The sequence below is a fragment of the Candidatus Goldiibacteriota bacterium genome, from assembly GCA_016937715.1.
Taxonomy (GTDB): domain Bacteria; phylum Oederibacteriota; class PGYV01; order PGYV01; family PGYV01; genus PGYV01.
In genome coordinates this window covers 1-13,006 of record JAFGWA010000067.1, presented here as the reverse complement: position 1 = coordinate 13,006, position 13,006 = coordinate 1, and the positions used below count along the sequence as shown (strand labels likewise).

General features: G+C 39.6%; 13 protein-coding genes and 1 tRNA gene. 13 read left to right on the top strand and 1 reads right to left on the bottom strand.

The features are described from left to right. The first annotated feature begins 42 nt into the window (after positions 1–42). From JXR81_07375 to JXR81_07365, 3 genes are all read left to right on the top strand, one after another. Positions 43–456, top strand: coding sequence for a four helix bundle protein (locus JXR81_07375; GenBank protein ID MBN2754671.1), 414 nt, complete (start codon positions 43–45; stop codon positions 454–456). A 209-nt stretch (positions 457–665) separates the two neighbouring features. Further along, a complete protein-coding gene (locus JXR81_07370; protein MBN2754670.1) occupies positions 666–2,819 on the top strand; it encodes an AsmA family protein in 2,154 nt (717 codons plus the stop codon). 32 nt (positions 2,820–2,851) lie between these two features. Beyond that, positions 2,852–3,871, top strand: a complete 1,020-nt coding sequence (locus JXR81_07365; GenBank protein MBN2754669.1) for a CapA family protein — start codon at positions 2,852–2,854, stop codon at positions 3,869–3,871. A gap of 244 nt (positions 3,872–4,115) precedes the next feature. Here JXR81_07365 and JXR81_07360 read toward each other — a convergent pair. Continuing rightward, positions 4,116–4,192, bottom strand: a tRNA-Ile gene (locus tag JXR81_07360). 173 nt (positions 4,193–4,365) lie between these two features. Between JXR81_07360 and JXR81_07355 the strand changes: the two genes are divergently transcribed. The 10 genes from JXR81_07355 (at position 4,366) to JXR81_07310 (ending at position 12,872) form a co-directional block, all read left to right on the top strand. After that, entirely contained in the window at positions 4,366–5,025 is a 660-nt protein-coding gene (locus JXR81_07355) for an MBL fold metallo-hydrolase (GenBank protein ID MBN2754668.1), read from the top strand. After that, positions 5,015–5,569, top strand: a complete 555-nt coding sequence (amrA, locus tag JXR81_07350; protein ID MBN2754667.1) for an AmmeMemoRadiSam system protein A — start codon at positions 5,015–5,017, stop codon at positions 5,567–5,569. Before JXR81_07355 ends, amrA begins: the two co-directional genes overlap by 11 nt. Before the next feature lie 100 nt (positions 5,570–5,669). After that, entirely contained in the window at positions 5,670–5,861 is a 192-nt protein-coding gene (locus JXR81_07345) for a hypothetical protein (protein ID MBN2754666.1), read from the top strand. A gap of 107 nt (positions 5,862–5,968) precedes the next feature. After that, positions 5,969–7,144 (top strand): GNAT family N-acetyltransferase, encoded by a 1,176-nt coding sequence (locus tag JXR81_07340; GenBank protein ID MBN2754665.1) that lies wholly within the window; start codon positions 5,969–5,971, stop codon positions 7,142–7,144. 81 nt (positions 7,145–7,225) lie between these two features. After that, positions 7,226–7,897 (top strand): TetR/AcrR family transcriptional regulator, encoded by a 672-nt coding sequence (locus JXR81_07335; protein ID MBN2754664.1) that lies wholly within the window; start codon positions 7,226–7,228, stop codon positions 7,895–7,897. Further along, entirely contained in the window at positions 7,898–8,662 is a 765-nt protein-coding gene (locus JXR81_07330; protein MBN2754663.1) for an efflux RND transporter periplasmic adaptor subunit, read from the top strand. A gap of 66 nt (positions 8,663–8,728) precedes the next feature. Then, positions 8,729–9,625, top strand: coding sequence for an ABC transporter ATP-binding protein (locus tag JXR81_07325; protein MBN2754662.1), 897 nt, complete (start codon positions 8,729–8,731; stop codon positions 9,623–9,625). A gap of 11 nt (positions 9,626–9,636) precedes the next feature. Continuing rightward, positions 9,637–10,560, top strand: coding sequence for an ABC transporter ATP-binding protein (locus JXR81_07320; GenBank protein ID MBN2754661.1), 924 nt, complete (start codon positions 9,637–9,639; stop codon positions 10,558–10,560). A 13-nt stretch (positions 10,561–10,573) separates the two neighbouring features. Beyond that, entirely contained in the window at positions 10,574–11,731 is a 1,158-nt protein-coding gene (locus JXR81_07315) for an ABC transporter permease (protein ID MBN2754660.1), read from the top strand. A 13-nt stretch (positions 11,732–11,744) separates the two neighbouring features. Further along, entirely contained in the window at positions 11,745–12,872 is a 1,128-nt protein-coding gene (locus JXR81_07310) for an ABC transporter permease (GenBank protein ID MBN2754659.1), read from the top strand. Positions 12,873–13,006: the final 134 nt, after the last annotated feature.

The following is a 13,006-nucleotide window of genomic DNA, read 5'->3' as shown; positions in this document are numbered from 1 at the left end:
AATTTATGGGACAGGGAGTCCCGAAAAAAGAGGGGTAGAGCTATGGAAAAAGAACAGTTCAGCAAAGAAATGTGTGAAAGGACTTTGAAATTCGGGGCAGACGCGGCAATAGCGTGTGCGAAACTGCCGGGCAAGACAGAGGCAAACATTCTGGGAGAAATGATTGTAAGATGCGCGTCTTTGACCGGCGCAAGCTACAGGGCGGCGTGTAAAAGCAGTTCGGGTAAGGATTTCCTTTCCAGGCTGGAAGAAACAGAAAGGCTTTCAAACGAGGCAAAACATCTTATGGAAGTCCTGCAGGTTGCCGGGCTTGAAAAAGACGGTTTGTTAAATGAACTGGTAAAAGAAGCTGGTGCAATATCTTCCATCTGCGGTTCCGCGATAAAGTCAACGCGGGAAAAATTCACCGCGTATAAAGACAAAAACAAAAAGGAAAACTTAAAGGCGGCTGTATAATATTGTTACCCCAATAGCATATATCACGGTTTAAGGCAAAAACCATAAACCGTTTATTGACGCCCTTTGTTTTCCGGCCGGCGCGGGCCCTGTGAGGCCCCGCCGGCCATTTTGTTTTTATAGGGTATAAAGCCTGAATGTATAAGTTTTGTATATGCATTATGCAACCCTTTCTGCTAAAATGACGTCAAATGTAAGGAGGTAATATAATGAAAAAATTTATAAAAGTTATGTTAATAATTACAGGAATAATAATACTATTACTTGGGGCAGCCACGGCGGCTGTTTATATCATGTTTCCGCCTGAAAAAATCAGGCAGATTGTAATAAAAGAAGCATCTGAAGCTACAGGGCGTGAAATAGGCCTTGGAGAGCTTAAATTTAATATTTTTAAAGGGATAGAGATAAGCAATGTTTATATTAAAGAGGCCGGCGCTTCAAATAAAGAAAACTTCCTTCAGGCTGAAAGTGTCATATTTAAATATAATCTTTTAGCCCTTTTAAAAAAAGACCTTATTATTAACAAAATAGAGCTTGTTTCTCCTTACGTAAAAATAATTAAACAGCCTGACGGAAAGTTTAGTTTCTCTGATATGTTAAACGGTGAAAAAAAAGCTGCAAAACAAAAAACTGCGAAAAAAGAGAAAAAAGCGGACAAACCTTTATTCAATAATATAATAGTAACGGGAGTGGCGGTAAAAAAAGGCAACTTTATATATTCCGATGTTTCAAAAGCAAAAGCGGTAAATGCGCAGTTAAAAGACTTTAATTTTTCAACCGGAAACCTGCTGTTAAGCGCGGCTGTTCCTGTGGATATTAAATCGGATTTTACCGCGGTTTACGGCAGTTATGTTATACCTGTGGATTTAAAATCTCAGTTAAGGCTTGACCTTAAATCAAAAGACGCTGATATTGCGGTGGGGAAACTTGTAATAGCCGGCACGGTAAGCGAAGGTAATGTTAAACTTGTAAATTTTAAGGACGTGTCAGGAAATATTTCAACAACTGCCGGCATACCGGATATTATGAAGATGCTGCCTGAAAAAACCGTTTCAGGGCTGAAAGACGTATCGCTTTCCGGAAATATAAAAAACAGTATTAAATTTTCCTCTGTTAAAGGAAAGTTTGTATTTTCAGATTCGGCAGCTGTTGAAAAAGCGGAAGTATTGTACCGCGGGAAAAAAGCAGTGGAAAATTTTAACGCTTCAGCTGAAATTACATCCTCTTATAATTTAAAATCCGATATGGATTTTAAACTTGCCGGCAGCAATGTAAATATAAAAATAAAAGGCAGCAATGTGACAAGCCTTGATGACGGGGTTTTTAATATTGATATTTATTCCCCGAAGCTTGCCGTGGAATATCTTCTGGCATTGATTCCGCAAAAAGATAAATCAGCCCCTAAAAAGCAGGTAACAAAAACAAAAACAGCGGCTGCTAAAACAAAGAAGGCCATAAAAGCGCCGGGCACTTACCTTAATATTAAAGCCGATGCCATTTCTTTTAAGGAAATAGAGATTGGAAAGACAATAGCAAATGTAAGGCTTGTTAACAATAAATTTTATATGGAAGCTTCAGCTGCAGCATACAGTGGAAACATAAACAGCAGCGCGGTATCTGATATAAATAAAGGGACGTATTCATTTGATTTTATAACATCACAGGTACAGATGACGCGCCTTATAGACGATGTTATAGCCGTACTTCCAAGAAAAGACGCGTCTAAGAAAACTTTTATTGATGACCTTAAAGGTAAAGTTCAGGGTAAAGCCGCCATTAATTCAAAATTTTCAGGAACGACGTTTAATGACATACTGCATACGGTAAAAGGCAGCGGAAATTTCAGCGTTACAAACGGCCTTGTGGGGCCGCTTGAAATGGGCAAAGACCTTGCGAAAAAAACAGGCATTTCAGATTTGGGCAATGCCATAGAGTTTGATACTATGTCAGGTGTATTCAGCATGGCTTCCGGTAAAATCGATGTTAAAAACTTCCGGCTTGATAAAGGCGCTGACGGAAAAGCAGGCGATATAAAAGTAAAAGGGGCCGGATGGATAACCGTGGACAGGGCTCTTGATTTTAAGGCGGAAACAGACATAAGCCCCAAATTATCAAAACAGTTTGAACAGAACATAGCGGCTAATTTTGGGATCAAGGACGCCGGATACGCGTATGATAAAGAAGGCTGGATGCCTTTTGATTTCAGGGTATATAATACGATAGCGCAGAAAAAATACGATTACTCACAGGCAAGGATGATGGAGAACATAAAAAGAAATCTGTCCAAAAAACTTGAAGAAGAAGGCAAAAAGTATATGGAAAAAGAGGGCGGAAAATTAATAAAACAACTTTTTGGAAAATAGCAGCTGCGGCGGGAGTACTTGTTCTAATAGTAATGACCGCAGGCTGTGCCACGGTTAAACCGGCAGATAAAGCGCAGCTGCATCATGATAAAAAAGTAAGCGCGCAGAATGCAGGCGGTTCAGACATAATCACCCTGACGGGCGATATAATGCCCGGACGAAAACTGTCACCGGTTATAGATGTTAACGGAAGCGGTTATCCTTATGCAAAAGTTAAAGAATTATTAAAAAAATCATCTGTTGTATTTGGAAACCTTGAAGCTCCTCTTGTAAATAAAGAAAACCTTTCAAATCTGAAAAAGCAGGGTAAAGACAAGTCAGTTCATCTTTATGGGTTTGAAAGGGATGCGCAGGCAATGGCAGATGCGGGTTTTGATATAATGTCGCTTGCAAATAATCATATATTGGATTATGGGCAATATGGGCTTACACAGACCGTACAGGCGCTTGAAAAGGCGGGGATTGATTACTGTGGAATAAGAAAAGGCGCGCTATGGAAGCCAAATGCTCCGTGCGTGAAATATCTAAACGGTACAAAAGTATCTTTTTTATGTTATTCAAATGTATCCCATGAAACATTTTTTGCCGGCAAAAACAGGTACGGAACAATACCGGCCCTTATGGATGAAATTGAAAAAGATATTGAAGCGTGCAGGGCTGATACTGATATTCTTATTATATATCTGCACTGGGGAAGGGAATATGAAGAGGTAAAAAGTTATCAGAAAAAATTCGCAAAAAAATTAATTGACCGCGGCGCGGATTTTATTTTTGGCTCGCATACGCACATTTTTCAGGATGTTGAAAAGTACAAGGGTAAATACATATTTTATGGTTTGGGAAATTTTGTTTTTGACCTTGAACGCGAAGATACCCATAAAAGCGGTATTGTGAATCTTGAAATAGCTGATAAGAAAATAAACGGAGTTAAACTTATACCGGTAAAGCTTGTGGAATACAGGCCGGAAATAATGCATGATCCCGCGGAGATAAAGGCGTTTATTGACGGGTTGAAGTTTGAAGGTGTTGATGTAAAAGAACTTGGTTTATAAAGTAGAGACGCAATATATTGCGTCTAAAGTTTATTTATTTAAACCTGTGAGATAAAATGTATCTAATTGTAAAAACTCCTATATTGCATATAAACTGTGTAAGTTATAATTGGGTTTAAAAACGAGACGCAATGTATTGCGTCTCTACTTTAAGAACGCAAATTACGCGGTCAAAACGATTCAAGTCCTGCAGGGCCTGAAAATAAAAAAAGCGTGCAAGAAAGCACGCTTTTTTTATTTTAAATGGTGGGCCCTGTAGGACTTGAACCTACGACCAATAGATTATGAGTCTACTGCTCTAACCAACTGAGCTAAGGGCCCATTTTTTGTTAATTTCAAAGTGTTTTATATTATATTTTTTTAAGGTATAATGTCAAGGGAATAATAAAGAAACAGGCAGGGAGGTTGTTATGGGTAAAGGCATTATTAAGCTGTTTCTGCTGCAGGCATTCATTTTAATTTCGGTAATAGGGGGATTTGCCATGGAAAACAATATGACGGCGGAGCAGGTAATAAAAAATATGACGTGGTTTCACCACGATTCTTTTATGCTGAAACTTGATGAAAAAATCATCTATATAGACCCTTTTAAAATTGAAACAGGCCCTGCCGCCGATTATATCCTTATAACACATGAGCATTATGACCACTGTTCTCCGGAAGATATTAAAAAAGTCTCCTCCAAAAATACAGTTATTGTATGTACGGGACAATCCGCCGAAAAGCTTAAAGGGTATAACTTAAAAATAGTTAAACCGGGTGATTCCATATTGCTTGGCGATATTAAGGTGGAAACTGTCCCGGCATATAACAATAAAAAACCTTTTCATCCCAAAAAAGACGGTAAAGCAGGGTATATTATTAATTATAAAGGGGCAAGAATATATCATATGGGCGATACGGATTTAATTGATGAAATGAAGAATGTCGGTAAGATATCAGTGGTGCTTGTGCCTGTATCCGGCACCTTTGTGATGACAGCAAAAGAAGCGGCATTAGCTGTAGATTTAATCAAACCTGAAATCGCGGTCCCGATGCATTACGGGCTTATTGTGGGAAATAAAAACGACGGAGAAGAATTTAAAAAATTTATTAAAGATAAAAATATAAAGGTATTTATACCTGAAGAAAAGAAGGTAAAAAATGCTGAATAAACAGGAACAGGAAGAAATCTTAAAACTTGCCAGAAACACAATAGAACAATATGTGACAAAGAGTATTATTCCGCGGTTTAATTCCAATGACCCCGCTTTTAATCAGACGGGAGGCGCTTTTGTCACCATTCATAATCACGGGCAGCTTAGGGGCTGTATTGGAACAATAGAAAGCAATGAACCAATACATAAAACAGTTGAAGAAATGGCGATAGAGTCTGCAACTCAGGATCCAAGGTTTGAACCTGTAAATGAAGAGGAGCTTAAAGATATTGATGTGGAAGTATCCATACTGTCACCCAAGCGAAGGGTGTCCGGTATTGATGAAATTGAACTTGGCAGGCACGGGGTAATAGTTAAAAAAGGTTTTGCTGCAGGTGTATTTCTTCCGCAGGTGGCTGACGAAACCGGGTGGAGTAAAAAGGAATTTATGGAACACCTTTGTGAAGGAAAAGCCGGATTGTCAAAGGACGCGTATCTTGACCCTAAAACCGAAATATATGTATTTGAAGCGCAGGTTTTTGGGGAAAAAGAGAATCGCTGAACAACAAACCGTTATTTAAAACGGCAGCATATGCGTAAATTTGAGTTTAGTGTTAAAGACAATCCTAACGGGCTAAAAAAACCTATTTTAGGAGGGCGGCATGTGCAGATTTTTAGAAGAAGAAATTGATTATTCGGAAGCGGCTAATGAACAGGGATGGGTGGAAAAAAACCGCAGGGTATGCGCTTTAAAAAGAGAAAACTGCAATAAAAACGGGGATCAAACAGATATCTGCTGCGGGTTTGCCGAAACAAATAGTTTTGCTAAATGCGGCAATTACAGGGCACAGTAAAACAAGCCGACAAATTAAATTAAAAAAAGCTGTTGCTTTCTGAAGTCAATACTGTATAATTTAACCAGATGGTTAAACTAATCAGTTAAATTAAACAGGCGGCTGTAATGGAAATAAAACAGGCAAATCAAATTAACATTAAAGACGCGGTAAGATTAAGCGCTGAAGTCTTTAATTCATCTTTTCTGAAAGAATCTATAATGAAAGAAGAACAGTTTTCATATAAAAATATAAGGCTGTTATATGAAGGGAAAAAACTTGTCAGCATGGCGTGTGTTCTGCCAAGGCATATATATATAGACGGAGTTACGGTAAAAGCGGCAGGTATAGCGGGGGTGGCAACAGCACCGGATGAAAGGGGAAAGGGGTATGCCGCAATAATCACGCGGGATGCCCTGGAATACATAGAAAAAGAAAGATACGCCCTTACGTATTTGAATCCTTACAAAACTTCATATTATAAGCAGTTTGGTTATTCACCGGTTATGTTTCCATTTAAAGTAATAGATTTGCCTGACAAACTAAAAATCCAACACGGGTATTTCATTAAAAGAATTGATCCGATGAAAAAAAGTGATATTAAAGCAATGGCACAAATACATGCCGCGTTTTGTGCGGATAAAACAGGCCCTGTAGCCAGGTCAATAAATACGTGGATACTGGGGTGTAAATACATTGAAAAAGAGGGTAAATCAGAAGGTATTGGAATATCGCCGGCATATATCGCGTATAAAGGCAGAAAAGCATGCGGTTATCTTTTAATTGGCCCTGTAAATCATATTGAATTAAACTCACTTAAGATATCCGAACTGTGCTACTTACCGGGTCATGAAGAAAGCGTAAACGCACTGGCAGAACAGGCGTTTAAGTATATAAAACAAAAAGGTTTAAATAAAATATATTATGACAGTGGCGAAGGGATAGAAATAGAAGGATCCAGAAACCCTGTTAAAAAAGAAGTTAAAACCTATATTACTCCCAAATACATCAGAATGTACAGAAGCGGTAATTTTCAGGAGTTAAAGAAAGTAATTATTCCGCTTGTAATAAAAAGGTTGAAAAAAAACGGCATTAAAGGAGTGTTTGATATTAAAAGGACAAAAAAGAATATGCCGGGAAACGTATCTTTTTATCACGGCAAAAAAGTGATAGCGCAGGCTGATGAAGGGACACTGATGAAAATGATGCTTGGAATTAAATATAAAACCTCCGGTAACAGTGAAATTATAAAAACCGCATTTCCTATGCTTAAGCCGTTATATATGGATTTTGATTTCCTATGAAAAAATCTGCTGAAATAAAAATTTTTATCCCGGACTGGAATTTTTACTTTGTTTTCACCGGAAAGAATACGGAGGTTAAAAGTGTCAAAAAAACAGGATCCACAAAAAGAGTTAAAGGCAAAAGAAAGAATACTTAAAGCCGCGTCTGATGAATTTGTGGAATACGGCTATTATGGCGCAAGGACGCAGAGGATAGCAGACAGGGCAAAGGTAAACAAAGCGCTGCTTCATTACTATTACTCATCAAAAGAAAATATATACGAGCAGGTGTTAAGGACGGTTTTTGGCATATTAATAGAAAGAATAAACGGGATTGATTTTGAAAACGGCGGGAAAACAGAGAAAGTTATGGAAGAGATACTGAATATATATGAAAAAATGTTTGATGAATACAGAAGCCATCTTAAACTGATGGTTTATGAAGTGATAAGCGGGGCGAAACACATGCCAAAGATAATAATGGAAAATTTCAGCAGAATTCCTTTTAATCCGATAAACGGTAAACTTTATAAATACCTTAATAAAGAGATGAAAGAAGGCAGAATGAAAAAAGTGAATATCTATCAGTTTCTTATAAGTTTTATTGTTCAGCTTGCGCCTGTTTATATGGTTAAACCCATGGCGGAAGAAATCGCCGGGAAAATAGGATTTGACAGGTTAATAGTGGGAAAATTTGTAAAGGACAGAAAAAAATATATTATGGATAATTTTAAAAGTTCAATGCTGCCTGAAAATAAAAGGAGGAAAGAATAAATGAAAAAAGATACAGCGGTTATAATTATTGCACTTTTTATATCTGCAATTGCGGGCTGTTCAAAACCGGACGTGTCCATATCAGGATCCGGAACTGTTGAAATAAAAGAGGTGGATGTTGCGCCTAAAATTTCAGCAAGGGTGATAAAAAAAATAAAGGATGCGGGCGAAACTGTAAAAGCAGGTGAAACAGTTGCCGTCCTTGAAAACACGATAGTGCAGGCGCAGCGTCAGGGTGCATATTCCGCCTATAATACCGCAAAAGCTTCCTATGACAGGTTAAAAGAGCTTTATGCTTCAGCTTCAGTTTCAAAACAGCAGTTTGAAGCCGCGGAAGCGCAGTATAACCAGGCAAGGGCGGCATACATTACGGCGGATGAAATGTTAAAAGAATCGCAGGTTAAGGCGCCGTGGGACGGGGTAATAATGGAAGTGCACGTTGAAGAAGGCGAACTTGTATCTCCAAATACTCCTGTTTTTACGCTGGGGGATATGAATACCGCGAAAGTTACCATATATATGCCTCTTATTGACATGAGCAGAGTAAAGCTGGGAAGCGCTGCTTTGGTTAAAATAGACGCGTATAAGGATAAAGTTTTTAAAGGAAGTGTTTCCCGTATATCACAGGACGCGGAATTTACTCCGAAAAATGTTCAGACAAAAGATGAAAGGGTAAAACAGGTGTTTGGCGTTGAAATAACCGTAAAGAATGATGAAGGTATGTTAAAGCCGGGAATACCGGCAGATGTAATTATCAACTTATAGAGTAAAAGCCACAGCCCATAAATACTGCAACCGGAAAGATCAGGACCGGTCAATAAAAGGAGCAAAATGGGAAGTATAGTATCTGTAAATAATTTGAAAAAGAGTTTTGGAAAAGTGGAAGCGGTGTCCGGATGTTCTTTTGAAATAAATTCCGGGGAAATTTTCGGGCTTATAGGCCCGGATGGCGCCGGCAAAACCACCACTCTTAGGATGCTTGCTGGTATTATGCATCAGGATTCAGGCGAATGTACTGTGCTGGGATATGGCCTTCCAAAAGAATCGGAGGGCGCCAAAGAGCAGATGGGTTATATGCCGCAGAAATTTTCTTTATATACAGATTTAACTGTTCAGGAAAATATGGAATTTTTTGCCGATATTTTCAGCATAGACAGGATTACGCTTGCTAAAAGGCTTGAACCTCTGCTGAAAATGACAAGGCTGGAACCGTTCAAAGACAGGCTTGCCGGAAATTTATCCGGGGGAATGAAACAAAAACTTGCTTTGATGTGCACGCTTATTCACAGGCCAAAGCTGCTAATACTTGACGAACCCACCACGGGCGTTGACCCGGTGTCGCGCAGGGAGTTCTGGGAAATACTTCAGGAAATAAGAACTGAAGGGGTGACATTAATAGTAAGCACTCCATATATGGATGAAGCAGAATGGTGTTCCAGAGTGGGGCTTATGTACGCCGGAAAGTTCTTAATGTCCGGAAGCCCGCTTGAATTGAAAAAAAGTTTAAAAAGTTCGGTTTATGAAGTTACGGGCAACAGTGAAAAAATAAAGGAGTCCGCGAAAGGGCTTGCTTCACTTGAAGATTTGCGCCCGCTTGGTGCTCATTACAGGATTGTTATAAGCGATGAAAATGATATGAATGTTTTCAGGCAGAGAATAGGCACTGACGCTCGAATAATAAAAGCAGCTGTGACAATTGAAGATGTATTCATAGAAAAAATCACTTAAGGGGAACTAATTTGAATTTTGCGGTGAAAGCGGAAAACCTTACAAAAATTTTCGGCAGTTTTACTGCCGTTGATAATATTTCTTTTGAAGTTAAAAAAGGAGAAGTATATGGTTTTTTGGGTGCTAACGGCGCCGGAAAGACCACTACCATCCGCATTCTGTGCGGGCTGCTTGAACCCACAAAAGGTGATGCTATTGTGGCGGGATACAGTGTTAAAAAAGATACTGAAGAGATAAAAAAAAGGCTTGGGTATATGTCGCAGAAATTTGCCCTGTATACAAATCTTACAGCCGAAGAAAATATAGAATTTTACGGCGGTATTTACGGGATGAAAGAAAATGATATAAAAATCCGAAGCAAAGAGGTTATGCACCAGCTTGGGCTTGATGAAATGGCCGGCAGGCTTGTTTCCGGCATTGCCGGCGGCATAAGGCAGAGAATAGCCCTTGCCTGCGCGGTTGCGCACAGGCCTGAAATTGTTTTTCTTGACGAGCCCACCGCGGGCGTGGACCCTATCCTGCGCAGAAAGTTCTGGGAGATAATAGATAATATTTCAAAACAGGGGACCACCGTATTTGTAACCACCCATTACATGGACGAGGTGGAAAACTGCACCAGAATATCCCTTATGGACGGCGGAAAAATAATTGCCGAAGGTAATGTGCAGGAACTTAAAAATCACGCGTTTAAATCTCCGGTTTATGAAATGGAAACAGAGGACGTGGGCAAAGCATATAAACTTCTGGCCGGAGATACGGAAATTGGCGAAGTTTCAATGCACGGCGCGATGCTGCATGTTATTTCCGGGATTTCAATGGAAACCGTGCAGAATAAAATAAGCGGGCTTCTTAACAGGGCCGGGATTGTTCACGGCAGGCTGAATGTTTCACAGCCCACAATGGAAGACGTGTTTGTAAAACTGGTAAGAAAATAATGGAAGGTGAAAAGTGAAAGGGCAGGGCAGGCTGGATATAAAAAGGGTAATTCCCGTTATGCGCAAGGAATTTCTGCAGATAAAACGCGACCCGCGTTCGCTTGGAATTGCGCTTTTAGCCCCTGTAGTGCTGCTTATTCTTTATGGGTACGCGGTTACTTTTGACATAAAGAACATAAATATATCCGTGGTTGATTATGACAACACCGCTTACAGCAGGCAGTATGTGTCAAAAATTGAAGCATCGGGATATTTTACCCTGTATGAACCCGCGCGTAATGATATGAAAAAAAGCGTGGAGGCTTTAAGGATAAATAAAGTAAGGGCTATATTGTCTGTGCCAAAAGGTTTTTCTTCGGATTTAAAAAATAATAAAAAAACATCTGTACAGCTTATCTGTGACGGGTCAGAACCAAATACTTCCACTGTGGCTATAGGTTATGTCTCTGCCGTCACAATGATGTATTCGCGCGGCATAATACTTGAAAAAGTGAAGATGCGGGGAGTAAACCCAAAAAATATCCCTGCTGTTATGGCAGAACCAAGAGTCTGGTATAACCCGCAGATGAAGAGCGTAAATTTTATCGTGCCGGGCTTAATTGCAATACTTATGATGTTAATAGCCGGTACTCTTACTTCGCTGACCGTTGTCAGGGAAAAAGAACGCGGCACATTTGAACAGCTGATATCCACTCCCGTAAAACCGCTTGAACTTATGGCAGGAAAACTTTTTCCATACGTGATAATAGGTTTTGTGGATGTGATAATAGTCGCGGTTGTGGGGATGCTGTGGTTTAAAGTGCCGTTCAGGGGAGATATTATCGCGTTTTTATTAATGTCCGTAATGTTTATTTTTACCGCTATGGGAATGGGAATGCTTATTTCCAGCGTGGCGCCTAATCAGACGGTGGCTGTTATAGGAACGGTAATGGCCACCATGCTGCCTTCCATACTGCTGTCGGGATTTGTTTTTCCGGTGGCTTCAATGCCGAAAATAATACAGGTAATAAGTTATGTTGTGCCTGCCAAATATTTTTTAACCGCTTTAAGGTCGCTGTTTTTAAAACCCGGGGTGGGGTTTAATGTCCTGTATCCGGAAGCTCTGCTGCTGCTTGTTTTTGGATTGTTTTTTGTCGCGGCATCCGCGAAAAGATTCAGAAAATATATGTGAGGATGAATATAATATGAAACATCCGGTGTTTTACATGATTAAAAAAGAGATGACAGAGATTAAAAGGACAGGCATGATAAAAATGCTTATTGTGGCGCCTATTATACAGATGATTATTTTCGGATACGTGGCAACGACCGATATCAAGCATGTGTCCACGGCAATATGTATTGAAAAACCTTCGGCGCAGGCACGCGGACTGGCGGATAAATTTATAAACAGCGAGTATTTTAACGTGAAATATAATATAAATAACCCGGAAGAAATTGATAAGATATTAGGCAATAGTAAAGCATTAATAGGCATAAGAATACCGGCAGACTTTGACACGCTGATAAAAAAAGGAAAGGCTGTGAAGGTACAGGTAATAATTGACGGCAGCGACAGCAATGCGTCCTTAATTTCCATGAACAGGGCGTCTTCAATAATTCAGGGTTATTCTGCGGATGTGTTTGCGGAGAAAATGGAGATAATGAAACCGGTGATTGGGAACCTGCCGGAAATAAAACTTGAAGAGAGGGTCTGGTACAATCCGGAGTTAAAAAGCGCAAATACAATGGTGCCGGGTGTGATGGGTATGATTCTTATGATTATAACCATTATCATAACAGCGGTATCAATAGTAAGGGAGAAAGAGAACGGCAATATAGAACAGCTTGTGGTAACGCCCATAAAACCGGTTGAAATAATAATAGGTAAGACAGTGCCGTATATAATATTCGCGCTGGCGGATATTGTCCTGATAACGGCGTTGTGCCTTTTAATTTTTAATATAAGCCTTGAAGGCAGTTTTATTCTTTTATTAACCCTTTCTTTATTTATGATATTCGCGAATCTGGGGCTTGGCATACTTATTTCCACGGTTTCTTCCACGCAGCAGCAGGCTATGCTGACATCCATGTTTTTTATTGTTCCAAATATACTGCTTTCCGGATTTATTTTCCCCATAAACAATATGCCTGCCGCGCTTCAGTTTATCGCATATGGCCTTCCGTTGACGCATTACAATGTAATACTTAAAGGCATTTTCTTAAAAGACCTTGGGTTTACGGAACTATTGCCGCAGACCCTGGCGCTTCTGGCATTTGGCGCCGTAATTTTTGCTGTTGCCATAAAGCAGTTTAGAAAAACAGTAAGCTGATAAACCGGCAGCTTTTTTTGCTTTCATTACGTCCAATCTGCGTGAAACCCTGTAACCGCAAAGTGATAATGTCCTAAATATGCAAAATAGAAATGTCCTATTCCAAGGCGTGGTAGCATAGAAATACGGAGGTG